Here is a 26,594-nt window from a genome sequence, read left to right on the forward strand (position 1 = left end):
ACCTTTGCGTTGTGACGGTCGATTGGCCACCCGAAAAAGCATTCGGATGGCACTCCAGCCGGGGCAGGCGGAGGAATCCGGGGACTAATCTACTGTAGCCCTAATGACTCGCGTGACATCCTGCAGCACGCCCTCGCCGAGCGTAATTACCTCGACATCGGTCAACCGATACTTGCGAATCGCCTTGGCAGCGGCTTCAACCTCAGCCTGCGCACCGGCGCCCTTCATCAGCACGAGCTCTCCGCCCGGACGAAGCAGGGGAGCGGTCAGCGGGATGAGGGTGCGGAATGCGCTCACCGCACGCGCGGTCACCTGGTCGAACGGCTGCGTCAAACGCACATCTTCGGCCCGGGCCCGATTGACTTTCACGTTGGGGAGGGCAAGAGCGGCGACCTGATCATTGAGCCAGGCGACCCGGCGCTCCATCGGCTCGATGAGCACGAACGAGACGTCGGGGCGCGCAATCGCCAGAACAAGCCCGGGCAAACCGGCGCCCGAACCGACGTCGCCGACAAGACCCGGACGAAGCAGCGGCGCGACAATCGCGCAGTTCAGGATGTGCCGGCTCCAGAGTCGGGGGAGTTCCAGCGGTCCGATCAGCCCGAGTTCCTCGCCCTGGTCGGCGAGATTCTGGGTGAAGGCGCGGGCGACCGGCAACTGCTCACCGAAAAGTACGGCCGCAGCGGCGGGTTCAGCCTCAAGAAGATCGGTCATCGTTTCACGTGAAACTAGGACGCGGTGATGACGGTGTGACGGTCGCGGCCTTCGCCCTGCGACTCGGACACATAGCCACGCGCGGAGACGATGTCGTGAACCAGCTTGCGCTCGTAGGACGACATGGCCGGAAGGTCGGCCGCGGAGGCTCCGGCCTCAATGCGCTCGATCGCGTGAGCGACGAGGCTCTGCAGTTCGGCTTCGCGCGCATCGCGTGATCCGCCGATGTCGAGGATGAGGCGGGAGAACGAGCCGGTCTGGTTCTGCACGGCGAGACGGGTCAGCTCCTGCAAGGCAGTCACGGTCTCCGGCTTGGAGAGCAGACGCAGGTTCGCGGCCTCCGTCGCATTCACTGACAGGTAGGCACGGCCGTTGCGGGCATCAATGTCGATGTCGCCATCGAGGTCGCAGATGTCGAGGAACTCCTCGATGTAGTCGGCGGCGATGTCGCCCTCACGCTCAAGCTGGTCGAGGGTGGGTGCTTCGCTGCTAGTCGCAACGGCGGCGTCATCGTGAGCCGGCGCCGTCTCTACAGCGGCGGCATCCGTGTCAATCAGGTCAAGGTTCTCAGTCACGGGGATCTTCGCCTTCTACTTCTTCGGCCCGGTTTGTTTCTTCGCACGAGTCTTGCCCACCGGCTGCTGACGCTGCGCCGGCTTCTTGGGCTCCTCGACCACGATCACATCGCCGTCTTTGGCGATGAGCTTGCCCTTGCGAGCGAGACGTTCTTCGCGGGCCTTTGCTGCTTCGCTGCCGGGAGTGGGCATGTTACGGATGACGAGGAACTGCTGGGCCATGGTCCAGATGTTCGAGGTGAGCCAGTAGAACATGACGCCGAGCGGGAATGCGACACCGGAGAAGGCGAAGACGAGGGGGAGCAAGTAGAGCATGATGCGCTGCTGCTTGAACATGGGGCTCGCCTTGGTCTCCGGCGACATGTTCTTGGAGACGATCTGCAGCTGGGTGATGAACTGCGAGGCGGTCATCAGGATGACCATCGTTGCCGCGATCCACATGACCTCGGCGTTGAACGGCATCCCTGCGGTCATCAACGTCCACTGCGAGGCGAAGGAATCCTTCAACGGGGCGCCGAAGAGCTCCGCGTTCGCGAAACTGTTCGACAGTTCCACGTTCAACGGACCGACGCCGCCCTTGCCGTGCTGGGCGTCGTTCAACACCGAGAACAGGGCGAAGAAGATCGGCATCTGCAAAAGCAGGGGGAGGCACGAGCTCAGCGGGTTGGTTCCCGTGCGCTTGTAGAGTTCCATGGTCTCGCGGGACATTGCCTCGCGCGAGAACTGGTCTTTCTTGCCCTTGTACTTGTCTTGGATCTTCTTGAGTTGCGGGGCAACCTCAAGCATCTTGCGCTGGCTCTTGATCTGCCGAACGAAGATCGGAATCAGGGCGGCACGAACCACCAGGACCAGACCGACGATGGACAGCACCCAGGTGATACCGGCGTTGTAGTCCATTCCGATGGCGGTGAACAGCCAGTGGAAGGCAACGAGAAGAGCCTCAACCGCCCACTTCAGCGGCCAGAGAATCGTTCCAATGATGTCCATACTTCGGGTCAGCCCTTTCCATGGCTTGGTGCGACGACAAAACCAAATCGCGTCACTTCATAGCGACGCGTGCGTTTCAACGGAACGTCATCGATTCCGCCTTCCGCCCACGGATGACACCGGGCCAGCCGACGAGCAGCCAACGCCGAACCGACCACCAACCCGTGTTCCTGCACTGCGCCTAAAGCGTAGGCCGAACACGACGGATAGTACCGGCAGACATCGCCGTAAAGCGGAGAGATCACAGCTCGGTAGACGCGAAGAAGCACCACTCCCGCATTGCGGGGGAGGAGCCAGAGCGTCGACAGGATTCTGTTCATCTCTCGTGCGTCACCACTTACCGAGAATTGCCCTTGTGCAATGCGGCCGAAAGTTCGGTGTGCAAAGCGGACCACGTCGCCGCGTTCGCCGACGGCAGCGCCCGGATGACGACATCCGTTCCCGGGCGCACCGCCGACAACAATTCGTAGCTCGCAGCTTTCAAACGCCGGCGAATGAGGTTGCGATTCACTGCATTACCCACATTCTTCGCGACGATGAAGCCAAACCGCGGAGGAGTGGCGTCAGGATTCGTGCGAATGTAGGTCACCAAATGGGGACCAACAACGCGTGAACCCCGGCGAACGACTGCTTTGTAGTCGCTCCCACTCGTGATCCGATTGGTCTGCGCGAGCACCGGAGTGCTTAGGCGGAGAGTTCGGTGCGACCCTTGCGACGGCGAGCACCGAGGATTGCACGGCCGGCGCGGGTACGCATGCGCAGACGGAAGCCGTGCACCTTGGCGCGGCGGCGGTTGTTCGGCTGGAAGGTTCTCTTGCTCATAATTCGTTCTCCACGTCTTGAATTTCCGCATGCCAAACACCGGCCGGGAAAGAAAATTGGGCAGCCCACGGGCTGAGGTCAACTGATTAAAACTACGGCCTGGCGTAGTAATGGTCAAACCCGGGAGGTTCAAACGCGGAATTCTCCACAATAATCGCTGCAACCCTCGCAGTGACACGCCGAGAAAACTAGGGTGAGCTTGATCCAGAACCACGGAATTGACTACCGTGATCACGAGTTATCCACAGGTTTTTGTACGGAACCTGTGAGTTGTACCGGATTTACCCACAGGCAGTGGATAACTTTGTGAATACTTTGACTGAGCCTCAGCAGAGCGGCCAATTTCGGCACAACGGGCTCGACCCGCGCTCACGGGCGGCAGAAAAAAATACAGATTGTGGAGAACCATGGCAGACGGGGAACAACCGATCGCGGATACGTGGCAGGCAGTCCTGACCACTTTGGAGTCCGACGACACCATCACCCCGATGTTGTACGGATTCTTGAACCTGGTCGAACCCAAGGGAATCGCCGCCGGAACCTTCTATCTGGAGGTTCCCAACGAATTCACGGCAAGCATGCTCAACCAACGGATGCGTGTTCCGCTTCTTGCTGCAATGGGGCAGCTCGACGAAACCACCGCCGTTTCGACGTTCTATGTGGTCGTGAACCCGGAACTCGAGCAGGAATCACTGCGCCCGGTTCACGAAGAGATTCCGATTCCCGACGTTGAAACGCCGGCGACTCCGCAGTCCGTTTTCGAAAGCGCTCCGCAGGAACGCCCCCACGACACCCGACTGAACGCCAAGTACAGTTTCGACAACTTCGTCATCGGGCAGTCCAACCGATTCGCCCATGCCGCGGCCGTCGCCGTGGCTGAAGCTCCGGCCAAGGCCTACAACCCGCTGTTCATCTATGGGTCGTCTGGCCTCGGCAAGACTCACCTTCTGCACGCCATCGGGCACTACGCGATGAGCCTGTACCCCGGAATCCGGGTTCGGTACGTCAGTTCTGAAGAGTTCACCAACGACTTCATCAACTCGATCGCCAACAACCGGGGTTCGCTCTTCCAGTCTCGCTACCGCAACATCGACATCTTGATGATCGACGACATCCAGTTCTTGCAGGGCAAGGCGGAAACGCAGGAGGCGTTCTTCCACACCTTCAACACCCTGCACGACCACAACAAGCAGGTGGTCATCACCAGCGACCTGCCGCCGAAGGCACTGACCGGGTTCGAAGACCGGATGCGTTCGCGGTTCGAGTGGGGCCTCATCACGGATGTCCAGGCACCCGACCTCGAGACCCGCATCGCGATTCTGCGCAAGAAGGCGCAGAGCGAGAAGCTGCAGGTTCCCCACGACATCCTCGAATTCATGGCGACCAAGGTCTCCTCGAACATTCGTGAGCTTGAGGGAACCCTGATCCGGGTGACCGCCTTCGCCAGCCTGAACCGCACCGTGGTCGACATGGATCTGGTTCAGACCGTGCTGAAGGACCTCATCACGCTCGACGAAGACAACGTCATCGCGCCGGTCGACATCATCACCAACACCGCCGACTACTTCAAGCTCACGGTCGACGACCTCTACGGCTCATCCCGCTCCCAGGCGGTCGCGACAGCCCGTCAGATCGCCATGTACCTCTGCCGGGAACTGACGAACCTCTCTCTCCCGAAAATCGGACAGCTCTTCGGCAACCGGGATCACACCACCGTGATGTACGCGAACAAGAAGATCAGCGAATTGATGAAAGAGCGTCGCTCGATCTACAACCAGGTGACCGAGCTGACCAACCGGATCAAGCAGAACCACCGCTACAAGTGATCTAACCCTTCGGGTTAAGAAAATTTTTTTCTTTACACACCTGTGGATAACTCTGTGGAAAGTTAATGAACAACTGGGCTGCAACTGTTGAAACTCGACGGGCGCATGTGAAAACTCACAATTCTTGTCATTCGGTCTCGATAGTGAGTTACACAAAATCCCACAGGCTCCCCACAACTCACAAGGTTGTAGTTCCCAATGGCTGATTGACGAATGACAAGTTATCCACAGTTTCCACACCGGTTAAGACCATTAACAATTAATTTAAGATTTCTGTCATTCGACAACCTTGACCGGCCGAAGGGCCGGGTCGCCGGGCAGAACTCGAAGACGACTAGCATTGAGGCCAGCATCAACCGCCTCCCATCGACAGGAGTGAATTCGTGAGATTTCAAGCCAATCGGGATGTCTTCAGCGAAGCTGTGTCTTTCGCTGTCAAGCTCCTCCCTCAACGCACGACCCTGCCCATCCTGAGCGGTGTGCTGATTGAGGCGACCGAAAACGGCTTGATCTTGTCGTCATTCGACTACGAAGTTTCAGCTCAGACTGAGATCGCAGCGGATGTTGAAGAAACCGGAAAGGTGCTCGTCTCCGGCCGGCTTTTGGCGGAAATCGCCAGCCGAATGCCGAACGCACCCGTGCGTTTCTCGACAGACGACACCCGAATCACTGTCAAATGTGGTTCAGCGAGCTTCACCCTGCTGTCGATGCCGGTCGAGGAATACCCGAGCATCCCGCAGGTCAACACGGAATCCGGTTTGGTTCCCGCCGAGGAATTTGCTGCAGCCATCGCGCAGGTTGCCGTCGCGGCTTCCCGTGATGACGTCACGCCTGTGATCACCGGCGTGCAGCTCGAGGTCTCTGAAAACAGCCTCGGGCTTGTCGCCACCGACCGCTACCGTGTCGCCGTGCGCGAAATCAATTGGGATTCGGGCAGCAACAGCAACGCCGAGACCATCACCGCGCTCGTTCCTGCCCGCACATTGCAAGAAGTCGGCAAGACCTTCGGCCACAGCGGAACGATCTCGGTCGCGATCACAAATACTGATGATCGCGAGCTCATCGCCTTCACCGCTGACAAAAAGACAGTGACTTCTTTGCTGATCAAGGGCAATTTTCCGCCTGTACGTCGGTTGTTCCCCGAGACGGTCGACAACTACGCGGTGATGAACACCGCTGACCTCATCGAGGCCACCCGTCGCGTGCAGCTCGTGCTCGAACGTGAGGCTGCACTCCGGTTCACCTTCACGTCTGAAGGCCTGACACTTGAGGCGATCGGTTCGGAACAAGCCCAGGCTTCCGAAGCAATCGACGCCATCCTGACCGGAACTGACACGGTTGTCTCGCTCAAGCCGCAGTTCCTGCTCGACGGTTTGGGTGCGGTGCATTCCGAATACGTGCGCATCTCGTTCACCAAGACCGAGAACCCGAACAAGCCGGGGCCGGTTCTCATCACCAGCCAGACCTCGCGCGAAGAGCCAGGAGCAGACAGCTACAAGTACCTCTTGCAGCCCAACCTGCTGCTGCGCTAACCGTTTCACCTCGTTTCACACCTCATTTCTCCGAAAGGATCACCACATGCATATCGGCATCATTGGTCTCGGAAAAATGGGTGCGAACATGCGGGATCGCCTGCGTAACGCCGGAATCGAGGTCACCGGTTTCGACCAGAACCCCGACCTGACCGACGTCGCATCGACTGCCGAGCTGGTGGCAGTGCTGCCGGCGCCGCGCCTGGTCTGGGTGATGGTTCCCTCGGGAGCGATCACCGATTCAGTGATCGAAGATCTTTCCCAGAAGCTCGAAGCCGGTGACCTCGTCATCGATGGCGGCAACTCGCGATTCACTGAGGACTTCAAGCACGCAGCGCTGCTGGAAACGAAGGGCATCAACTTCGTCGATGCCGGGGTTTCGGGCGGAATCTGGGGACTGGCCAACGGATATGGCCTGATGGTGGGCGGAAAAGCCGATCAGGTCGAGCGGGCAATGCCGGTTTTCGACGCGCTGCGGCCGGAAGGCCCGCGCGAAGAGGGTTTCGTGCACGCCGGCGAAGTTGGCGCAGGCCACTACGCGAAGATGGTGCACAACGGCATCGAATATGCGTTGATGCAGGCCTATGCGGAGGGCTACGAGCTCCTCGACAAGCGCAGCGACCTCGTCACCGATGTCCCCGGAATCTTCAAGGCGTGGCAGCGCGGCACCGTGGTGCGCTCCTGGTTGCTCGAACTGCTCGTGCGTGCGCTTGAACAAGATCCCGAGTTCGAAGACATCGAAGGTTTCGTCGAAGATTCCGGCGAAGGCCGGTGGACGATCGAGGAAGCTCTCGCCAACGCCGTTCCGGTACCGACGATCAGCGCCTCGATCTTTGCGCGCTTTGTCTCACGCCAGGACGACTCGCCGGCGATGAAAGCCGTGGCAGCCTTGCGCAATCAGTTCGGTGGCCACACTGTGAAAAAGGCAGACTGACCAGGAGTGCGTGTCACCCACCTGTCTCTGACCGACTTTCGCAATTACCGCCAAGCCGATGTGCCGTTCGCTCCGGGCTCGAACCTCATCGTCGGGCGCAACGGCCAGGGAAAAACCAATCTCGTTGAGGCCCTCGGCTACCTGAGCACGCTCGGTTCGCACCGGGTCTCCAACGACAAAGCGATGATCAGGGCCGGCCTGGATGCGGCGATCATCCGCGCGACGCTGGAGTACAACGGTCGCGAGATTCTGGCTGAAGTGCAGCTGAACCGCACCGGAGCGAATCGCGGCCAGGTGAACCGGTCGGTCATTCGGATGCGTGACCTCCCCCGCTACTTCTCCAGCGTGCTTTTCGCACCCGAAGATCTTGCTCTCGTGCGAGGCGACCCGTCGGTGCGCCGTCGTTTTCTCGACCAGCTCTTGATCCTGCGCACCCCGCGCCTGGCCGGTGTTTTGGCTGACTACGACCGGGTTCTGAAGCAACGAAACACCCTGTTGAAGTCGGCGCGCGCATCGGGTGCGCGCGGCACTCAGCTGAACACCCTCGACTTGTGGGACGAACGGCTCGTTGCGCTCGGCAGCGAGATCATCGATGAGCGGGCCGAACTGGTGCGGCTGCTCGGCGATCCGTTGAAAACGGCCTATCACGCGGTGGCCGGCGAAGATCACGGTCCGGCATTGGTCTCGTCACTGAGCATTTTGGGTGGGACGGATGACGATGTCGAGTCCGGTGCTGCGGGGGCCTCGACAACCTCGAGTGCCGGGATCACCATCGCCGCGCCCGTCGCCGGCTCAAGCACCGCCGATGTCTTTCGCACCGCACTGGTCGAACTGCGCCGCAAAGAACTCGAGCGTGGATTGACGTTGGCCGGCCCACACCGGGACGACCTGGTCTTCATGCTGAATGCTTTGCCGGCGAAAGGGTATGCAAGCCACGGCGAATCCTGGTCGTTCGCGCTGGCTTTGAAACTCGCCTCAGCCGAGTTGCTGCGCCGGGATTCGGCCAGTGGCGATCCGGTACTCATTCTCGACGACGTGTTCGCCGAGCTCGATCAGTCCCGTCGACGCCGGTTGGCCGACGCCGTTGTGGGGTTCGAGCAGGTGCTGATCACCGCAGCCGTGCTGGAAGACGTGCCAGAATCCTTGGCCGCGCATACGGTGCATATCGAAGCGGGGGAGGTCGTCAATGGCTGAGCCAAGCGAGGCATCCCGTGTCTATTCGCGGTTCAAAGACGTGTTCGGCGACCCTTACGCGCGGCGTTCGTCGGGCAGAAAACGCACGAAGGACACGGCAGGGTCGAGTGTTCCATTCGGCGTCGGCCGCGACCCGCGGGGCCTCGGCGACACGATCAACTCGCTGACTGTGCAATTGGGGTGGAACTCGTCACTTGCCCAATCAGAACTGTTGGAATCTTGGGCGGAGCTCGCCGGAGAAGAGACGGCCAAACATTCGCGTCCGGCTGGCATCGACGAGGGAATCCTCACCGTGCATTGTGAGTCGACGGCCTGGGCGACTCAGCTGCGCTTAATGCGTGTCGAAATCATGACTCATATCGCCACCCGCTACCCGGATGCCGGCATCCAGTCAATCCGCTTTCAGGGACCCAACGCCCCTTCCTGGAAAAAGGGCCCCAGATCAATTCCAGGGCGGGGTCCGCGCGATACCTACGGGTAGCTAAACAAATTCGGTCAACCTCGCCAACAAAACGCGTCAGATCAGCGATTCGGCCCGGCGGACTCGCCCGGTTTGGTAGACTGAAGAGTCGCCAGAGCGACAGAGCGGAGTCCATCTTCAGATGACAGTAGAACCTCAGACCGAGCCGGCACACGAATACGGCGCAGACGAAATCCAGGTTCTCGAAGGACTTGAAGCCGTACGCAAACGACCCGGAATGTACATCGGTTCTACCGGTCCCCGCGGGCTCCATCACTTGGTGTATGAGATCGTCGACAACTCTGTCGACGAGGCGTTGGCCGGGTATTGCGACACCATCGACATCCGGATCTTGGCGGATGGCGCCGTGCGCGTCGCCGACAACGGTCGCGGTATCCCCGTCGACATTCACAAATCAGAAGGCCGTTCGACGGTCGAAGTTGTTCTGACCGTGCTTCACGCCGGCGGAAAATTCGGCGGCGGCGGTTATGCCGTCTCCGGTGGCCTGCACGGCGTCGGCAGCTCGGTGGTCAACGCCCTGTCCAGTCGCCTCGAGGTCGAGGTGCGTCGTCAAGGACACGTCTGGCGCCAGAGCTTCACCCACGGTGTGCCGAACGCGCCGCTCGAAAAGGGCGAAGAGTCGAGCGAGACCGGCACGACCATCACGTTCTGGCCGAGCGCCGAGACGTTCGAAACCATCGATTTCGACTACGAGACGCTGCGCGCCCGTTTTCAGCAGATGGCGTTCTTGAACAAGGGATTGCGCCTCACTCTGACCGACGAGCGCCCCGAGCAGCTCGACGTCGAGGGCAAGCCGCTCACCAACTCGTTCATGTACGAGCAGGGCCTCGTCGACTACGTCGAGTACCTGAACCGCGCTCGCAAGTCAGACCTCGTCAACGAAGAGATCATCTCGTTCGAGATGGAAGACACCGAGCGCAAGATCGCCCTCGAGGTCGCCATGCAGTGGACGACCGCCTACACCGAGAGCGTTCACACCTACGCGAACACCATCAACACCCACGAGGGTGGAACCCACGAAGAGGGTTTCCGTGCTGCGCTCACCACGCTGGTGAACAAGTACGCCAGGGAGAAGGGCATCCTGAAAGAAAAGGATGACAACCTCTCGGGCGATGACGTGCGCGAAGGCCTGACCGCCGTCGTGTCGATCAAGCTCGCCGAACCGCAGTTCGAGGGTCAGACGAAGACCAAGCTCGGCAACACCGAAGCGAAGGCGTTCGTTCAGCGCGTCGCCGGCGACCAGCTGGCCGACTGGTTCGGTCGCAACCCGGTGGCCGCCAAGGAGATCATCCGCAAGGCACTCCAGGCTGCCACGGCTCGCATGGCTGCCCGCAAGGCGCGTGAAACCGCGCGTCGCAAGGGTCTGCTTGAGGGCGGCGGTATGCCCGGCAAGCTCAAGGACTGCCAGAGCAAAGACCCGTCGGTCTCCGAAATCTTCATCGTCGAGGGTGACTCGGCCGGCGGTTCCGCCGTGCAGGGTCGTAACCCTGAGACCCAGGCCATCCTGCCGCTGCGCGGCAAGATCCTGAACGTCGAGAAGGCCCGTCTCGACCGCGCACTCGGCAATGCCGAGGTGCAGGCGATGATCACCGCGTTCGGTGCCGGTATCGGCGAGGACTTCAACCCGGAAAAGGTGCGGTACCACAAGATCGTGTTGATGGCGGATGCCGACGTCGACGGTCAGCACATCACCACCCTGTTGCTCACGTTGCTGTTCCGCTACATGCGCCCGCTGATCGACCTCGGCTACGTTTACCTGGCGCAGCCGCCGCTGTACCGGTTGAAGTGGTCGAATGCCCCGCACCAGTACGTTTACTCCGACAAGGAGCGCGACGCGATGCTCGCCGATGGCGCTGTCGCCGGCAAGCGCATCCCCAAGGACAACGGAATCCAGCGCTACAAGGGTCTCGGTGAGATGGACTACAAGGAGCTGTGGGAAACCACGATGGCTCCCGAAAGCCGCACCCTGCTGCAGGTCACGCTTGACGACGCTGCCGCGGCCGACGAAATCTTCTCGACCCTGATGGGCGAAGACGTAGAGTCTCGCCGAAACTTCATCCAAAAGAACGCGAAGGACGTGCGCTTCCTTGACATCTAACGAGACGCCCGAAAACTCGGGCGACACCATCGATACCGCGGCCAGCGACGCCGCAGCAGCGGCTCACCTCGTGCAGCACGGCAAGATCGACCAGGTCGACCTGCAGCTCGAAATGCAGCGCTCGTACCTCGACTACGCCATGAGCGTCATCGTCGGACGAGCCCTGCCCGACGTGCGTGACGGCCTCAAGCCCGTGCACCGCCGCGTGATCTACGCCATGTTCGACGGTGGCTACCGCCCCGACAAGGCATTCTCGAAGTGTGCCCGCGTCGTCGGCGATGTGATGGGGCAGTTCCACCCGCACGGTGACTCCTCGATCTACGACGCCCTCGTGCGTTTGGTTCAACCGTGGAGCCTGCGCTACCCGCTCGCTCTCGGTCAGGGAAACTTCGGTTCCCCCGGCAACGACGGCGCCGCAGCCCCGCGATACACCGAAACGAAGATGGCCCCCCTGGCCCTCGAGATGGTGCGCGACATCGACGAAGACACCGTCGATTTTCAGGACAACTACGACGGCCGCACCCTCGAGCCGACCGTGCTCCCGGCCCGCTTCCCGAACCTGCTGGTCAACGGCTCCGTCGGCATCGCCGTCGGTATGGCCACGAACATCCCGCCGCACAACCTGCGCGAGGTTGCCGCAGGTGCGCTGTGGTTCTTGGAGAACCCCGAAGCGAACCGTGAGGAGCTTCTCGAGGCCCTGATGCTGCGCATCAAGGGACCCGACTTCCCGACCGGCGCCCAGATTCTCGGCACCAAGGGCATCCACGATGCCTACCGCACGGGTCGTGGCTCGATCACGATGCGCGCTGTCGTCAGCATCGAAGAGCTGCAGGGTCGCACCTGCCTCGTCATCACCGAGCTGCCGTACCAGGTCAACCCCGACAACCTGGCGATCAAGATCGCCGATCTGGTCAAGGACGGCAAGGTCGCCGGCATTGCCGACATCCGTGACGAGACCTCTGGTCGCACGGGTCAGCGCCTCGTCATCGTGCTCAAGCGCGATGCCGTCGCCAAGGTCGTGCTGAACAACCTCTACAAGCACACGCAGCTTCAGGACAACTTCGGCGCCAACATGCTGGCCATTGTCGATGGCATTCCGCGCACGTTGCCGCTGGACGGTTTCATCAGCCACTGGGTGACGCACCAGATCGAGGTCATCGTTCGGCGCACCCAGTTCCGTCTGAACAAGGCTGAAGCGGATGCCCACATCCTGCGCGGTTACCTCAAGGCGCTCGACGCCCTCGACGAGGTCATCGCGTTGATTCGTCGCTCGCCGACGGTTGACGATGCCCGCGAAGGCCTGATGGCCCTGCTGGACGTCGACAAACTGCAGGCGGATGCCATCCTCGCCATGCAGCTGCGTCGTCTGGCCGCTCTCGAGCGTCAGAAAATCATCGACCAGGCGGCCGAGCTCGAGCGTCAGATCGCCGAGTTCAAGGCGATCCTCGCGAGCCCCGAGCGTCAGCGCACGATCGTCAGGGAAGAACTCACCGAGATCACTGACAAGTACGGTGATGACCGCCGTACCGAGATCATGTTCGGTTTCGACGGCGATATGTCGATCGAAGACCTCATTCCTGAAGAGGAAATGGTTGTCACCGTCACGCGCGGCGGCTACATCAAGCGAACGCGCAGCGACAACTACCGCAACCAGCACCGTGGCGGCAAGGGCGTCAAGGGTGCGCAGTTGCGCGCCGATGACGTGGTCGAGCACTTCTTCGTCACCACCACCCACCACTGGCTGCTGTTCTTCACGAACACCGGCCGTGTCTACCGCGCCAAGGCATACGAAGTGCAGGAGGCCGGCCGCGATGCCAAGGGCCAGCACGTCGCCAACCTGCTCGCGCTGCAGCCGGGTGAAGAGATCGCACAGATTCTCGACATCCGTGACTACGAAGTCGCCCAGTACCTCACCCTGGCGACTCGTGAAGGCCTGATCAAGAAGACGTCACTGAGCGAATACGACACGAACCGGTCCGGCGGCATCATCGCGATCAAGCTGCGCGAGGGAGACGAGCTCGTTTCGGCGCTGCTGGTCGAACAGGATTCCGACTTGCTGCTCGTCTCCCGCAAGGGCATGTCGATTCGGTTCACCGCGTCGGATGAGGCGCTGCGGCCGATGGGACGGTCGACGTCTGGTGTGATCGGCATGCACTTCCGTGGCGAAGACAACTTGCTCGACGCCTCCGTCGTCTCCGAAGACGGATTCGTTTTCGTTGTGACTGAGGGTGGCTACGCCAAGCGCACCTCGGCCGACCAGTACCGCCTGCAAAATCGTGGCGGCTTGGGCATCAAGGTCGCGAAGCTGAGCGAGGATCGGGGCGACCTGGTCGGCTCACTGATCGTCGACGAAGAGGACGAAGTCCTTGTGGTTCTTGCCAGCGGCAAGGTGGTACGCTCTGACGTCGCTGAAGTGCCCGCAAAGGGCCGCGACACAATGGGCGTGGTCTTCGCAAAGTTTGCGGATACTGACAGGATCATCGCCATCGCAAAAAACACCGAACGCAATCTGGTGCCCGAAGATGTCGACGGCGCTGCAGAGGGTGATTCGGAGAAAGTTGAGACCGTAGATGAGTAGCGTCGCAGAGAAACTTGCCAAGAAGTCAACTCGTTCGAAACCGACTAAGCAGGTTCGCCTGAAGTTGGTCTACATCGACTTTTGGTCGAGCGTCAAGTTGTCGTTCCTGGTAGCTATCTGCCTGGCTGTGGTGACAATTGTCGCTACGTTCTTGATCTTCACCGTGCTGAACCAGACCGGTCTGTTCGACAAGGCAAACGCCCTGTACACGGACATCGCCGGCAGCTCGGCGGATCTGAAGGACTTCTTGTCGATCGGCAACGTGATGGGTTTTGCCGTCGTTGTTGCGGTTCTGAACACTGTCGTGATCACCGCACTCGGTGCGATCTTCGCTGTTTTGTACAATCTGAGCGTCAAAATCACCGGTGGATTGCTCGTGGGATTCACCAACAATTAGCTCGATTGGGATAATCGCGCAGATTCCGATAGTCTCGAATCTGCCCGATTGGGGGATATAGCTCAGGCGGTTAGAGCGCTTCGCTGATAACGAAGAGGTCCCAGGTTCAAGTCCTGGTATCCCCACAAATGGTCACTTCCGGGTGATCATTCGGGGCCATAGCTCAATTGGTAGAGCGCCTGCTTTGCAAGCAGGAGGTCCGGGGTTCGATTCCCCGTGGCTCCACAAATGAAGAAGACCCCCACCCCCGCTTTTGGGGTGGGGGTCTTCTTCATTTAATCGTGCGCTGCGAATCGAACGCGAGGCGGTGCGACGCAGGAGCCCCGCGGAGGGGCTCCCCGTGGCGGCGACCGATCTCTTGACTCGGGCCCCGGCGAGCGAAGCGAGCTCGGGGCCCGTGTACCGGCTTCTAAGCGGGTTTCCCGCTTCCCGCACCCCGATCCCTCCTCCAGCCCCGCAAATCGGCTCACGGGGTCACTTCGACAGGCTCAGTACATCGCTCGACAAGCTCGACCAACGCCATACCGAGGTCGTGAGCGAAGCGAGTTCGCCGCCGTCTCCCAGCCCAGAGCCACCCACACAAACAAAAAGGCCCACATCTTTCGATGTGGGCCTTTCATTTAGCACGAGAACAGGCGCTCTACGCCTCCGCATTCCCCTTCAGTGCCTCAAACTCGTCATCCGCGACCCAGAGCTCGTCATCAGCCCGGAAGGTCTGCCAGACGGCGTATGCCACGCCGACAGCGGCGGCAATACCAATTCCGAGAGCAATGTAGGTTCCAGCGCCCGGGCCCTTCTTCTCGACAACGACCGGCTTCTGAAAGCTCAGACGGTTGAGGGCGGCGCGCACGCGGGCATCCCGGGCGATGTCGCCGACCGACATGACGCTGCCGATGGTGTTGCCGATCGCGTTGCCGAGACCGGGGATCACTTCGTCGGTCACGCGACGACGCACGTCTCCGGCGAGGTGCTGCGTGGCCTGCACGCGGGGCTGTACGTACTGCTCGTATCCTTCGCGAACGCGAGGAACAACTTCTTCACGGGTGAGCACACCGGCCTGGCGCCCGGCTTCCCTGGCCACGGCGTTGGCGTGGTCCATCACCTCTTGCTGGTGGCTCCACAGTTCGTCGGCGCTCTTGCGCAGGCGAGTGAGTTCCTTGCGGCGCTTGCGTGACAGGCTCATCTGGACCCTCCATCGGTGTCATCTGGCGAACAGACACCATCTTGCCACTGAATCGCCTGAATGCGCTCTGAGTATCTGCAGTGCATCTCGGCGGGCGCATTCTGGGATCGCCGTCGCTGAGAGCTGCTGTGCAAGAATTGTTGCTATGTCTAAGCACACTGCTGTCGCCACTCTCAACACGTCACTCGGACCGATCAAGGTCAATCTCTACGGAAACCACGCTCCGAAGACTGTGAAGAACTTCGTAGGACTCGCCACCGGCGAGATCGAGTGGAAGCACCCCGGTACGGGTGAAACCTCGAAGACGCCGCTCTACGACGGTACGATCTTCCACCGCATCATCAAAGACTTCATGATCCAGGCCGGCGACCCGCTGGGCCAGGGCATCGGTGGCCCCGGCTACCAGTTCGACGACGAGATCAGCCCCGACCTCGACTTCACCCAGCCGTACGTGCTCGCCATGGCGAACGCGGGCATCCAGGGTGGCCGTGGCACCAACGGCTCGCAGTTCTTCATCACCGTCGTTCCGACGACCTGGCTGCAGGGCAAGCACTCGATCTTCGGCGCCGTCGAAGACGAGGCCTCCCGCGCGATCGTCGACAAGCTGGCCACTGTGCCGACCGACGGACGTGACCGCCCGCTCGAAGACGTTGTCATCGAGAGCATCACCGTCGAGCAGGTCTAAGGACTCTCTTTCATGTCGGGGATGCCGCGAGTGGCTGCAAATTACTGCTATCGGCACCCCGACAGGCAGAGCTTCGTGCTCTGCCAGCGCTGTGGGCGCACCATCTGCGGTGAATGTCAGACGCAGGGCGCCGTCGGCGTGATCTGCCCTGAATGTATGCGTGAGCAGCGCGCCAACGCCCCGCGCACCAAGCCGGCGTTGTTGACCCGGCTGAACCGGATGACCGGTGACGGCACCCCGGTGGTCACCTATTCGATCATCGGCGTAACGGTCTTCGTCTATCTGCTGCAATTGATACCCGCTTTGGGGGTTACCAGCGCCCTGCAGTATGCCGGCCTGTATTCGTACCCCCAGTTCTTTGAACCGTGGCGCATGCTCACCAGCGTGTTCGTGCACGCGACGGGCGGGTTCCCGTTCCACATTCTGCTCAACATGTACACGCTGTGGATATTCGGGTCGCTGCTCGAGCGGATGCTCGGACGCTGGCGCTTTCTCGTCGTCTACCTGCTCAGCGGGCTGGCCGGTTCGCTCGGTGTGCTGTTTCTCGCGGATCCGACGATCGCGGTGGTCGGCGCATCCGGAGCCATCTTCGGTGTGATGGGCGCATTCCTCGTCATTCACCAGCGCCTGGGCGCGAACATGACGCAGCTGATCGTGCTCATCGGACTCAACCTGGTGATCGGGTTCTTCCCCGGATTCAGCATCGCGTGGCAGGCGCACCTCGGCGGACTGATCGGCGGTGCCCTGGTCGGCCTGATCTTCGTGCAGACCCGCAAGCGAAACCAGCAGACCCTTCAGGTCGTGCTGTTGGTCGCCCTGACCCTGGTCATGATTCTGCTCAGCCTGAGCAAGTTCATCACAGCCTGAGCACGTTCAGCCTGAGCCTGTTCGTCTGAGCCCGTGCAAGTACGTTGGGCCCCGTGAGCCCTGGCTCAGTGGTCTAACCGGCCAAGCAAGTTATCCACAGGACTTTCCACATGGGGATAATTACACCGTTGTAACTATCCGGTAGATGGCCTGTGACCGGGCAATTAACGCCAGCGCGTGGTCATCAGGAAGCCGATGAAGGCGATCCCGAAGCCGACCAGGATGTTCCAGGAGGCGAGGGCAGGAATCGGCAACTGGCCCTGGCTGACGTAGAAGACGATGATCCAGACCAGGCCAAGAAGCATGAACCCGAACATCACTGGCTTGAACCACACCGGGTTGGGTGCTTGTTCGCCGGAGCGGGTAGTTTCGTCGCGCGCGGGCTTGGTGCGGGGATTCGTACGGGCCATGCGAGAGATTCTACCGTCATCGACCTGATGACCCGGTGCTCCCGCCCGGCGAAAGCCCGGGCCTGCCCCGATTAGGATTGTCAGCATGACCGACGACGCCGAGTTCCGCGGAGAAATTCGCGTTCCCGACGCTCGGCATCGGGGAAGAAGGAAGCGAACGCGCCGTCCTGTGACGGTCGTCGGCGTTCTCGGCGAACTGCTGATCACCGCCGGTGCCATCGTTCTTCTCTTTCTCGGTTGGCAGCTGTGGTGGAACGACATGATGATGTCGAACTCACAGTCACAGGCATCCACCGACATCAGCCGAGAGTGGATCGAGAAAGCCACGAAAGACCCGGCGGCGATCCCGCCGGTCCCCGCCGACTACGGCGACCCGATCGTTGCGAAGGCCCCGGCAGAAACCGAAGCGCTCGGGGTGCTCTACGTGCCGCGCTTTGGCGCCGACTACCACCGCACGATTGCCGAAGGCATCAAGACCAATGTGTTGAACAGCCCGCGTACGGGGATCGGACACTACCCGGGTACGCAGATGCCGGGCGAGGTAGGAAATTTCGCGATTGCAGCGCACCGCAGCGCAAATGGCGGCGGAATGCATTTGATCAATGAGTTCCAGCTCGGCGACGCCATCTACGTGCAGACTGCCGACGGTTACTACACCTACCGATTCCGCGACCTTCAGTATGTTCCCCCGACGGCGGCCACCGTCATTGCCAGCGTTCCGGGCCGGCCCGAGCTGGCCCCGGTCGACCGGATCATCACGTTGACGAGTTGCAACCCGCTGCTGTCAACGGCCGAGCGCATCATTGCGTACGGCGTCTTTGAGTCGTGGCAGCCTTTGACCGCCGGACCGCCGGCCGAACTTGCTCCCCTCATCGACGCACAGGCACAGGGCTAGGAGGCCGACATGTACGCAACAATCTGGCGGTTTCTGCCCGGCCCCGTGTGGCTGCGCATCCTCTTCGTCCTGATCTTGATCGGTGCCGCACTCTTTGCCCTCGCCACTTGGGTATTCCCCTGGGTGGAAATGATCACCACGAATCAGGAAGTGACGGTCGGAGCCCCATGACACGCATCCTTGTCATCGACAACTACGACAGCTTTGTGTACACCCTCAACGGGTACCTGATGGAGCTCGGAGCCGAAACCGATGTCGTGCGCAACGACGACTTCGCTGACGCCGACGTGCCCGCACGCATCGCAGAGTACGACGGTGTTCTGGTTTCTCCCGGCCCGGGAAAGCCTGCCGACGCCGGGATGTCCATCGCCGCTGTGAAAGCGGCCTATGCCTCCGGCCTGCCGCTGTTCGGCGTGTGCCTGGGCCACCAGGCGATCGCCGAAGCATTTGGGGCCACCGTCACCAACGCCGAAGAACTCATGCACGGCAAGACCTCTGTGATCACCCACGACGACAGCCCGTTCTATGACGGGGTGCCGCAGCCGTTCACCGCGACGCGCTATCACTCGCTCGCCGTCGTTGATTCGACGGTTCCCGACGAACTCATCGTCACCTCCCGCACGCAGGGCGGAGTGATCATGGGCTTGCGTCATGCGACCGCACCGATTCTCGGCGTGCAGTTCCACCCTGAGTCTGTGTTGACCGAGGGCGGCTACCTGATGCTCGGCAACTGGCTGGCACTGGCCGGACTGCCCGAGGCACGCGAGACCGCGAAGGGCCTGAACCCGCTGCTGCGGCTCGGCTAGCCAATGATCGGGCCTGTCGAGATCACACGGCCCGGTCTCGAGATTGGCCTACCGGGTTCGACAGGCTCGATCAACAGAAAAGCTAGCCGGCGCAGTAGGTGAGTGTGACCTCTGACTTCTGGGGAACCTGTCCGGGTGCCAGCGACTGCTGGGTGACCGGGGAGCCCGGCTTCTCCGAGCAGTCATAATCGGGTTCGGGAACCGGAACCAGGAGCATGGTAGCGCCGCGCAGCAGGTCTGTCGCAGCGCTCAGGGACTGGCCCCGCAAATCATCCAGGGTGACCATGCCGTTGGAAACGAAGAAGTTCACGGTCGTGCCGAGGGGTTGCTCGCTCGCGCCGGCCGGATCGGTGCTCAGCACCAGATCCGCCGCGACGGTCGGGGAATCCTGGGATGTCACGGTGCCGGGGGTGAACTCGGCGGCGGTGATTGCGGCCTGCGCGGCCTCAATCGGTTGATTGAGGACATCCGGCACTGCGGCCATCTCCGCACCCGTTGAAACATAAACGGTGATGACTTCTTTGGGCACGACGATGGTGCCGGACGGCGGGTCGGTGCGAATGACCTGATCGACAGGGACCGTCGCGCTCGATTCCTCAGCCTTCAGCGAGGTCAGATCCAAGTCGAGCAGAGCGCCTTGTGCCTGTTCGTAGGTCTGACCGGCCAGGCTCGGAACCTTGCGGGAGTTGTCGGGAATCTCAGTCGACGGCGACAAGCTGAACACCCAGAACATGACCGCGACGACGATGACGACGACGCTGACGATTCCGGCCCAGATCCAGATCACCGGGGGACGACGCTGCGTACGCACCATCGTCTGATCCTCGGATAGCTGCTTCAGGGCCAGTTCAGAGCTGGACACCGCACCGGTCGGGGTGCCGAACAAACCGGCTGCCGAGTCGTCGACAGGGCGGTGAACCGGAATCTGGCCGGAACCGGCTACCTCGACGTCGTTGCGAAACTCAACCGCGCTTTGGTACCGGGAGAATCGATCCTTGGCGAGGGCATGAAGCACCACCGCGTCGAGCGCCGGAGACACCTTCGGGTTGATCGAACTGGGTTTGACCGGGGCTTCGCTGACGTGCTGGTAGGCCACGGCGACCGGGGTCTCGCCGCGAAACGGCGGTCGTCCCGCAAGCATCTCGAAGAGCACAACACCGGTGGAGTAGAGGTCGGTGCGTGCGTCGACTGACTCGCCTTTTGCCTGCTCCGGTGAGAAATAGGAGGCGGTACCGAGAATTGCAGTGGTCTGCGCGACGGTCGTCGAGGAATCGGAGATGGCCCGGGCGATCCCGAAATCCATCACCTTCACCTGACCGGTGCGGGTGATCATGATGTTGCCGGGCTTGATGTCGCGGTGAACGACGCCCGCGCGGTGCGAATACTCGAGGGCAGTCAGAACACCCTCGATGATGCGCACTGCCTCAGCGCTGTCGAGCGGACCCTCGCTGATGATGTCTTTGAGAAGTCGGCCGTCGACGAACTCCATGATGATGAACGGCAGCTGGGTCTCGTGACCGTTTGCCTCTGTCACCGTTTCTTCGCCGGCGTCGAACACCCGCACAATCGTGGGGTGAGCCATGCGGGCTGCAGCCTGAGCTTCTTGCCGAAACCGCGTACGAAAAGCGGGGTCGACGGCGAGTGAGGGCTTGAGCAGTTTGATTGCGACCGCGCGGCCGAGGCGTGAGTCTGTGCCAATGTGCACATCAGACATCCCGCCACGACCGATGAGCGCACCGATCCGGTATCGACCCGCCAGAAGACGGCCTTCCTCAATCAATACGCCACTCCCGGCTCGATCCCAACTGTGATCATGTCTGCTCTACCCATTGGGTGTTGTCGTGGGAACGGATGGAATGACGGTAACCGTCGTAGCCGGTGACCACTCTGTTGCAACCGGGCCGCAGAAGTAGCGGTAGCTGACGTTGAACTTCTCGGTTCCGGCAGTGACGCTCACATTGGTGTCCTGAGTCGGGTTCGTCGACGTGATTGTCGCTCCGCCATCGACCCGGGCCTCATAGCCGGAAAGCGTCTGACCCGACGGGCAGGATGCTGCACTCCAGGTCACCGATACGCTCGCGCCGGCTGCGACCGTGCTAGGCGTCGCGCTGGGGCCGGACGTGGGGTTGTCCGGCGTGGCGACCGGGCCGTAGACGGTAACGGTGATCGTCTGCTTGAACGGGATCGGACCGGTCGGGTTCACCTTGTAGACAGTGTCAACCTTGTCGCTGCTGGGTGCGGCGTCGCCGGTGACCACATTTGCACCGAGATCCATGGCCACGAGCTTCGCACTCGCGTCGGCGCTCGTCAGACCGACGAATTCCGACTGCGTCACGTTGACCGTGGTCGGCGCCGGCGGCGTTGTTGCCGTTGGCGACGGCTTCGTGGTCTGCTTGGGAGGCGTGACCGGCGGCGCCGAGCTCGACGGCGGCGCCGTGGGGCTGTTCTGGCTGACCAGCGAGATGACGATTCCACCGAGCACGAGCACGAGCAGGGCGATCAGTACGATCAGCGGCCAGGTCCAGGGGCTGCGCTTCTTCTTCTCTTCTTCCTCGGCGGCCGCCGCAGCAGCAGCTGCAGGGGTGCCCGGGATGGCGAGCGGAAGTACCGTGGTCGCGTCGTCGTTTCCGACACCCGGCATCAGCATGGTGGCCGCGTCGGTCGGGGCGTTGCCACCGAGCACGGCCGGTACGGATGCCGCCGCTGCAGCGACGTCGCCGCGGCGAAGAGCCGTGGCAGCGCGCGCCAGGTGCGCGGCGGAGGCCGGACGTTCGGCAGGGTCTTTCGCGAGGCAGGCGAAGACAAGGTTGCGCACGGGCTCCGAAACGGTCACCGGGAGTTCAGGCGCGGTCTCGTTGATCTGCGCCATCGCGATCGCGACCTGCGATTCGCCGGTGAATGGGCGTCGCCCGGCCAGGCATTCGTAGGCGACGATTCCGAGTGAGTAGATGTCGGTTGTCGGCGAAGCGGGTCGCCCGCTGGCCTGCTCTGGCGAGAGGTACTGCACAGTACCCATCACCTGACCGGTTGCCGTCAGCGGCACCTGGTCGGCGATACGAGCAATGCCGAAGTCGGTGATCTTGACGCGGCCGTCTGGCGTGATCAGCAGGTTGCCCGGCTTGATATCGCGGTGCACGAGACCTGCGGCGTGGGCAGCGTGAAGCGCGGCAGCCGTCTGGGCGACGATGTCGAGCACCTTGTCGGTGGGCAACACGTGTTCGCGCTCGAGCACGGTGGAGAGTGCCTCACCGGGCACGAGCTCCATCACCAAGAAGGCGCTGCCGTCTTCTTCTCCGTAGTCGAAGACGTTGGCGATGCCTTCGTGGTTGACCAATGCCGCATGACGAGCCTCGGCGCGGAAGCGCTCAAGGAACCCGGGGTCGCCGAGATACTCGTCCTTCAGGATCTTGATGGCGACGGAACGGCCGATGACGAGGTCAGTGGCCTTCCACACCTCGCCCATGCCGCCGATGGCAATCCGTGACGCCAGCTCGTAACGCCCCCCGAAGGTGAGCCCTGTTGTCGGTCTCATTTATTCAGCACCGCCTCTAGTACCTTCTGTGCAATTGGCGCGGCAACAAGATTGCCGTACCCCGTTTGGCCGAGCCCACCGCCGTCCTCGACGAGAACGGTGATCGCGTACTTTGGATCGTTTGCGGGGGCAAAACCGGTGAACCACAGCGTGTACGGATCAGTCTCGCCGTTCTCTGCCGTTCCGGTCTTTCCCGCCACTTCAACCCCGTCTATTCTTGCATTGCTCGCCGCTCCATCATTGACGCCATTGATCATCATCTGAGTCATGGTTGCGGCGGTCTCCGGGCTGATCGCTTGCCCCATGGATTCGGGGTTGAACGTCTCACGCGGGCTGAGGTCGGGGGAGAGGATCTCATCCACAAGATTGGGCTTCAGGAGCATCCCATTGTTGGCGATCGCCGACGAGACCATCGCCATCTGAAGCGCCGTCGACTGCACGTCGCCCTGTCCGAATGCGGACAATGCGAGCTGCGCGTCGTCGAGCCCGCGTGGGTACACGCTCTGGGAGACGGTGAGCGGGATCTCGTAGTCGGTGTTGAAGCCGAATTTCTCGGCCTGCTCCCGGATGGCGGTCTCGCCGAGTTCGAGTCCGAGCTCGGCCATCGGGATGTTGCAGGAGAGTCGCAAGGCCGTGGCGATGGTCGTGGTTTCGCCCGGGCCACAGGTGCCGCCGCCCGAGTTGATGACCACTGAAGTGGATCCGGGAAGCGTGAAGGTGCCCGGATTGGGGAAGGTGCTCTCCGGGGTGTATTTGCCGGACTCGAGCGCCGCGGCAACGACGACAAGCTTGAACACGGATCCGGGCGGGTTTAGCTCGTTGATGGCACGGTTGATCAACGGCGCGGCGGGATCGTCGATCAGCGCCGCGTAGCGCGCGTTGACGAGGTCGGTGTCGTGAACGGCCAATTCGTTCGGGTCAAAGCTCGGCTTGGAGATCATGGCCAGCACGCGCCCGGTCTTCGGCTCGGTGACGACGACTGAGCCCGTGTAATCGCCGAACGCATCCCAGGCCGCCTGTTGCACGACCGGGTCGATCGTGGTTTCGACTGCGGCGCCCTTCGGCGTCGCTCCGGTCACGATCGCACTGAGCTGGTCGAAGAATTGCGAGTTCGAGGTGCCGCTGAGCTCACGGTTGAGGGCGGCTTCCAAGCCGGTCGGCGCACCGTTCACCGGGAAGAATCCGGTCACCGGCGCATAGAGCGGACCGTTGCTGTAGGTGCGCTGGAACTTGAAATCGTCGTCGACCGGCACTGACTGCGCGATGGGCTCGCCGTCAACGAGGATCGGACCTCGTTCGACACCGTAGCTGTTCAGCAGGGTGCGGGTGTTGCGGGAATCCGCGGCCAGGTTCTCGGCCTGAACAGCCTGAATGATCGTGGTCGACGTGAGCAGGGTGAGAAACATCAGCAGCACGACGATGCTGACTCGCTTCAATTCGCGATTCATTTAGACCACCAGCCTGGGTTGGTTGCGTACCGTGTCGGAGAGACGCAGCAGCAGCGCGGCGATGATCCAGTTGGCGACCAGCGAGGATCCGCCGGCCGCGAGAAAAGGTGTGGTGAGTCCGGTCAGCGGGATGACGCGGGTGACGCCGCCGATCACGATGAAGCATTGCAGCGCGATGGTGAAGGCGAGACCGACGCTGAGCAGCTTGCCGAAGTCATCCTGGCCGGCAAAGCCGATGCGGAATCCGCGGGCGACGAAGAGCATGTAGAGCGCGAGGATCGCGAAGATTCCGGCGAGGCCGAGCTCCTCGCCGAGGCTGGCGATGATGTAGTCGCTCTGCGGCACCGGGGTGATGTCGGGGCGCCCCTGGCCGAGGCCGGTTCCGATCAGGCCGCCGTTTGCGAGTCCGAAGATGCCCTGCACCAACTGGTAACTGCCGCCGTCTGCCGAGTAAACCCCGGGGTTGAACGCGTCGAGCCAGTTGGTGAACCGGCCGTTGACGTAGTCGAGGGTTTGGCTGGCGATCACGGCGCCGCCGAGGAACAGGCTCATGCCGAGCACGACCCAGCTCAAACGCCCGGTGGCCACGTAGAGCATGACCAGGAACATGCCGAAGTACAAGAGTGCGGTGCCGAGGTCGCGCTGAAAGACGATGACGGACATCGACAGCGCCCAGACGACAAGGATCGGACCGAGGTCGCGCAGGCGCGGGAACTGCATCCCGAGGAACCGTTTGCCGACCATGGCGAGACTGTCGCGGTTTTGCACGAGGTAGCCGGCAAAGAAGACGGCCAAAGCAATCTTGGCGATTTCACCGGGCTGGAAGGTGGCGAAGTCGCCGATTCCGATCCAGACTCTGGCGCCGTTCACCTCGTGCCCGAGACCGGGAACCAGCGGCAGAAGAAGCAGAACCACGGCCACAAGACCGGCAATGTAGGTGTACCGGAACAAAACCCGGTGGTTGCGGATCACGAGCATCACGGCGATCGCGCAGAGGATGGCGAGGGCGCTCCAGACGATCTGGCGTACGGAGGCGCTCGCCCAGCCCTCTTCATTGTTTGCGATGTCGATGCGGTAGATCATCGCAATGCCGAGGCCGTTCAGAACCGTGACGATCGGCAAGATGAAGGGGTCGGCATCCCTGGCCGTGAATCGCATGACGACATGCAGGGTCAGCACCAGCACCGACAGGCCGGCACCGAGCAGCACCAGCTGGGTGTCAATGTGGCCGAGGGCGCCGAGCTGAACCAGCACGATGGCGATGGCGTTGATCGCGCAGGCGATCAGCAGCAGAAACAGCTCAAGATTGCGCAGTTTCTGCGGCAGGTGCAGGCGTTTGATGGCACCGGTTTTCGGACCCGTCGCCCGCGGCGACGAATCCATGACGATCGGTTGCTTAGGGGGTGTTGGCATTGTGAAGCCGTTCGACGATGAGTTGCGCGTCCTCCAACGAGGGGGCGCTGATGGTCTGCTCGACCTGTTGCCTGTCGTACATGCGCAGGCTGGACACGGGAAGGTCAGTTTCTTCGTAGACGTGCGAGAGCTTGATCGGGCCGAGGTCTTGCTGCACGCCCTGGAAGATTGCGACGTTGCTGCCCTCCACACCGATGAAGAACCGGGTTTGCGTCCACTGGTAGCCGAGCACCGCTGCTCCGCTAATCGCCAGTACGAGCAGGATGACGCCAGTCAGCCAGGTGTAGCGGCGTCGGCGGGCACGACGGGCGTCTTCTTCGATGAGCTCGGAGAGGTAGTCCTGGGAGTCCGGCTCGAAGTGAGACTCGCGCACCGGGTGCAGGCGCAGGCCGGGCAGACGGAGCGGGCGGTTGCGGGTGGGTTCTTCACCGAACGCGAGTGGGGCGGCGGCCGAACCGACGACGACGGGCTCTGCGGTGCGCAGCGGGCCCTCACCAATGTCGACGACGACAATTGTGACGTTGTCGGGAGCACCGGCATCCAGGCTCTCTTTGACCAGGCGGGTCGCAACCGACAGGGGACTCGCGCCGCTGAGCAGGGCGTTGGCGATGGCGGCGGGGGAGACCACACCGCTCAAGCCATCGGAACAGATCAACCAACGGTCGCCGGGCAAGGTCGTGAGAATTGACGTGTCGACTTCTGGCGACGACTCGACGTCACCGAGCACGCGCATGAGCACAGATCGGCGCGGGTGCACCATCGCTTCTTGTTCAGTGATGCGACCGCTGTCGACGAGTCGCTGCACGAAGGTGTGGTCGATAGTGATCTGGCTGAGCTCACCGTCACGCAGCAGGTAGATGCGTGAGTCGCCGATATGCGCGATGGCGACCTGGTCGTCCAACACGACCATGGCGCTGACAGTGGTGCCCATGCCGGTGAGTTCGGCATGCTCGAAGACGGTCTCGGCCAATTGTGAATTGGCGGCGATGAGCGCGGCCTGCAGCGCGAACTCGGCATCCTGAGCCGTCGCGTAGTCAATGTCAGCCTGCATGACACGCTTCGTGGCGATCGCTGAGGCGACATCACCGCCGGCGTGGCCGCCCATGCCGTCGGCCACTACAAAGAGGGACCGGCCAGCGTAACCCGAGTCCTGGTTGTTGGATCGAACCTTGCCAACATGGGAGACGGCGGCGCTGTGACTCACTGTCGCCATGCAC

The 26,594-nt window shown here is 61.9% G+C and carries 26 protein-coding genes and 2 tRNA genes; 15 read left to right on the forward strand and 13 right to left on the reverse strand.

The features are described 5' to 3' along the window. Nucleotides 1-84: 84 nt before the first annotated feature. From rsmG to rpmH, 6 genes are read right to left on the reverse strand one after another with little or no spacing between them, the layout of a single operon-like run. Nucleotides 85-714, reverse strand: coding sequence for a 16S rRNA (guanine(527)-N(7))-methyltransferase RsmG (gene rsmG / locus AB4Y63_RS08895; RefSeq protein WP_441790693.1), 630 nt, complete (start codon nucleotides 712-714; stop codon nucleotides 85-87). Nucleotides 715-728: 14 nt separating this feature from the next. After that, nucleotides 729-1,271, reverse strand: coding sequence for a Jag family protein (locus AB4Y63_RS08900; RefSeq protein WP_441790761.1), 543 nt, complete (start codon nucleotides 1,269-1,271; stop codon nucleotides 729-731). A 33-nt stretch (nucleotides 1,272-1,304) separates the two neighbouring features. After that, nucleotides 1,305-2,276, reverse strand: coding sequence for a membrane protein insertase YidC (gene yidC, locus AB4Y63_RS08905; RefSeq protein ID WP_441790694.1), 972 nt, complete (start codon nucleotides 2,274-2,276; stop codon nucleotides 1,305-1,307). Between the two features lie 8 nt (nucleotides 2,277-2,284). Then, complete coding sequence (gene yidD / locus AB4Y63_RS08910) at nucleotides 2,285-2,596, reverse strand: membrane protein insertion efficiency factor YidD (protein ID WP_441790695.1); 312 nt, start codon at nucleotides 2,594-2,596, stop codon at nucleotides 2,285-2,287. A 17-nt stretch (nucleotides 2,597-2,613) separates the two neighbouring features. Further along, a complete protein-coding gene (rnpA, locus tag AB4Y63_RS08915; RefSeq protein WP_441790696.1) occupies nucleotides 2,614-2,952 on the reverse strand; it encodes a ribonuclease P protein component in 339 nt (112 codons plus the stop codon). An 8-nt stretch (nucleotides 2,953-2,960) separates the two neighbouring features. After that, nucleotides 2,961-3,098: a 50S ribosomal protein L34 gene (rpmH, locus tag AB4Y63_RS08920; protein WP_010204566.1), complete on the reverse strand. Its 138-nt coding sequence runs from the start codon at nucleotides 3,096-3,098 to the stop codon at nucleotides 2,961-2,963. A gap of 407 nt (nucleotides 3,099-3,505) precedes the next feature. Here rpmH and dnaA point away from each other — a divergent pair, with 407 nt between their 5' ends. The 10 genes from dnaA (at nucleotide 3,506) to AB4Y63_RS08970 (ending at nucleotide 14,363) form a co-directional block, all read left to right on the forward strand. Then, a complete protein-coding gene (gene dnaA, locus AB4Y63_RS08925) occupies nucleotides 3,506-4,924 on the forward strand; it encodes a chromosomal replication initiator protein DnaA (protein WP_441790697.1) in 1,419 nt (472 codons plus the stop codon). A gap of 383 nt (nucleotides 4,925-5,307) precedes the next feature. Further along, nucleotides 5,308-6,456: a DNA polymerase III subunit beta gene (gene dnaN / locus AB4Y63_RS08930; RefSeq protein WP_441790698.1), complete on the forward strand. Its 1,149-nt coding sequence runs from the start codon at nucleotides 5,308-5,310 to the stop codon at nucleotides 6,454-6,456. A 46-nt stretch (nucleotides 6,457-6,502) separates the two neighbouring features. Next, nucleotides 6,503-7,390 carry a phosphogluconate dehydrogenase (NAD(+)-dependent, decarboxylating) gene (gene gnd / locus AB4Y63_RS08935; protein ID WP_441790699.1) on the forward strand — a complete coding sequence of 296 codons (888 nt, stop codon included), beginning with the start codon at nucleotides 6,503-6,505 and terminating at the stop codon, nucleotides 7,388-7,390. Nucleotides 7,391-7,396: 6 nt separating this feature from the next. Next, on the forward strand, nucleotides 7,397-8,584 hold the full coding sequence (gene recF / locus AB4Y63_RS08940) for a DNA replication/repair protein RecF (RefSeq protein ID WP_441790700.1): 1,188 nt from the start codon (nucleotides 7,397-7,399) through the stop codon (nucleotides 8,582-8,584). Further along, nucleotides 8,577-9,065, forward strand: coding sequence for a DUF721 domain-containing protein (locus AB4Y63_RS08945; protein WP_441790701.1), 489 nt, complete (start codon nucleotides 8,577-8,579; stop codon nucleotides 9,063-9,065). Before recF ends, AB4Y63_RS08945 begins: the two co-directional genes overlap by 8 nt. Before the next feature lie 121 nt (nucleotides 9,066-9,186). Then, on the forward strand, nucleotides 9,187-11,163 hold the full coding sequence (gene gyrB, locus AB4Y63_RS08950) for a DNA topoisomerase (ATP-hydrolyzing) subunit B (protein WP_441790702.1): 1,977 nt from the start codon (nucleotides 9,187-9,189) through the stop codon (nucleotides 11,161-11,163). 28 nt (nucleotides 11,164-11,191) lie between these two features. Continuing rightward, on the forward strand, nucleotides 11,192-13,741 hold the full coding sequence (gyrA, locus tag AB4Y63_RS08955; protein ID WP_441790762.1) for a DNA gyrase subunit A: 2,550 nt from the start codon (nucleotides 11,192-11,194) through the stop codon (nucleotides 13,739-13,741). Then, on the forward strand, nucleotides 13,734-14,138 hold the full coding sequence (locus AB4Y63_RS08960; protein WP_441790703.1) for a DUF3566 domain-containing protein: 405 nt from the start codon (nucleotides 13,734-13,736) through the stop codon (nucleotides 14,136-14,138). The genes gyrA and AB4Y63_RS08960 overlap by 8 nt, the downstream gene beginning before the upstream one ends. A gap of 51 nt (nucleotides 14,139-14,189) precedes the next feature. Continuing rightward, nucleotides 14,190-14,263, forward strand: a tRNA-Ile gene (locus AB4Y63_RS08965). Nucleotides 14,264-14,290: 27 nt separating this feature from the next. Beyond that, a tRNA-Ala gene (locus AB4Y63_RS08970) sits at nucleotides 14,291-14,363 on the forward strand. A 415-nt stretch (nucleotides 14,364-14,778) separates the two neighbouring features. On the opposite strand, the gene AB4Y63_RS08975 is transcribed toward AB4Y63_RS08970, so the two are convergent. After that, nucleotides 14,779-15,321, reverse strand: coding sequence for a hypothetical protein (locus tag AB4Y63_RS08975; protein ID WP_441790704.1), 543 nt, complete (start codon nucleotides 15,319-15,321; stop codon nucleotides 14,779-14,781). 145 nt (nucleotides 15,322-15,466) lie between these two features. On the opposite strand from AB4Y63_RS08975, the gene AB4Y63_RS08980 reads away from it, so the two are divergent. Together AB4Y63_RS08980 and AB4Y63_RS08985 are read left to right on the forward strand one after the other, a co-directional pair. After that, nucleotides 15,467-16,006: a peptidylprolyl isomerase gene (locus tag AB4Y63_RS08980; protein WP_441790705.1), complete on the forward strand. Its 540-nt coding sequence runs from the start codon at nucleotides 15,467-15,469 to the stop codon at nucleotides 16,004-16,006. Nucleotides 16,007-16,162: 156 nt separating this feature from the next. Then, nucleotides 16,163-16,873, forward strand: coding sequence for a rhomboid family intramembrane serine protease (locus tag AB4Y63_RS08985; protein ID WP_441790706.1), 711 nt, complete (start codon nucleotides 16,163-16,165; stop codon nucleotides 16,871-16,873). Nucleotides 16,874-17,037: 164 nt separating this feature from the next. On the opposite strand, the gene AB4Y63_RS08990 is transcribed toward AB4Y63_RS08985, so the two are convergent. Continuing rightward, the gene (locus AB4Y63_RS08990) at nucleotides 17,038-17,283 is read right to left on the reverse strand and encodes a cell division protein CrgA (protein WP_441790707.1); all 246 of its coding nucleotides are present in this window, start codon (nucleotides 17,281-17,283) and stop codon (nucleotides 17,038-17,040) included. Nucleotides 17,284-17,368: 85 nt separating this feature from the next. Between AB4Y63_RS08990 and AB4Y63_RS08995 the strand changes: the two genes are divergently transcribed. From AB4Y63_RS08995 to AB4Y63_RS09005, 3 genes are read left to right on the forward strand one after another with little or no spacing between them, the layout of a single operon-like run. After that, complete coding sequence (locus AB4Y63_RS08995; protein ID WP_441790708.1) at nucleotides 17,369-18,178, forward strand: class E sortase; 810 nt, start codon at nucleotides 17,369-17,371, stop codon at nucleotides 18,176-18,178. A 9-nt stretch (nucleotides 18,179-18,187) separates the two neighbouring features. Then, nucleotides 18,188-18,349 (forward strand): hypothetical protein, encoded by a 162-nt coding sequence (locus AB4Y63_RS09000; protein WP_441790709.1) that lies wholly within the window; start codon nucleotides 18,188-18,190, stop codon nucleotides 18,347-18,349. Further along, complete coding sequence (locus AB4Y63_RS09005) at nucleotides 18,346-18,984, forward strand: anthranilate synthase component II (RefSeq protein WP_441790710.1); 639 nt, start codon at nucleotides 18,346-18,348, stop codon at nucleotides 18,982-18,984. Before AB4Y63_RS09000 ends, AB4Y63_RS09005 begins: the two co-directional genes overlap by 4 nt. An 82-nt stretch (nucleotides 18,985-19,066) precedes the next feature. Here the strand turns inward: AB4Y63_RS09005 and pknB are convergent, their stop codons facing one another. From pknB to AB4Y63_RS09030, 5 genes are read right to left on the reverse strand one after another with little or no spacing between them, the layout of a single operon-like run. Next, entirely contained in the window at nucleotides 19,067-20,764 is a 1,698-nt protein-coding gene (gene pknB / locus AB4Y63_RS09010) for a Stk1 family PASTA domain-containing Ser/Thr kinase (RefSeq protein WP_441790711.1), read from the reverse strand. Nucleotides 20,765-20,806: 42 nt separating this feature from the next. Continuing rightward, the gene (locus AB4Y63_RS09015; protein WP_441790712.1) at nucleotides 20,807-22,516 is read right to left on the reverse strand and encodes a serine/threonine-protein kinase; all 1,710 of its coding nucleotides are present in this window, start codon (nucleotides 22,514-22,516) and stop codon (nucleotides 20,807-20,809) included. Further along, nucleotides 22,513-23,964, reverse strand: a complete 1,452-nt coding sequence (locus tag AB4Y63_RS09020; protein WP_441790713.1) for a peptidoglycan D,D-transpeptidase FtsI family protein — start codon at nucleotides 23,962-23,964, stop codon at nucleotides 22,513-22,515. Before AB4Y63_RS09020 ends, AB4Y63_RS09015 begins: the two co-directional genes overlap by 4 nt. After that, on the reverse strand, nucleotides 23,965-25,347 hold the full coding sequence (locus AB4Y63_RS09025; RefSeq protein WP_441790763.1) for an FtsW/RodA/SpoVE family cell cycle protein: 1,383 nt from the start codon (nucleotides 25,345-25,347) through the stop codon (nucleotides 23,965-23,967). Nucleotides 25,348-25,360: 13 nt separating this feature from the next. Beyond that, the gene (locus AB4Y63_RS09030) at nucleotides 25,361-26,590 is read right to left on the reverse strand and encodes a PP2C family protein-serine/threonine phosphatase (RefSeq protein ID WP_441790714.1); all 1,230 of its coding nucleotides are present in this window, start codon (nucleotides 26,588-26,590) and stop codon (nucleotides 25,361-25,363) included. Between the last annotated feature and the right edge of the window lie 4 nt (nucleotides 26,591-26,594).

The organism is Leifsonia sp. YAF41, assembly GCF_052113185.1.
Lineage (GTDB): Bacteria > Actinomycetota > Actinomycetes > Actinomycetales > Microbacteriaceae > Cryobacterium.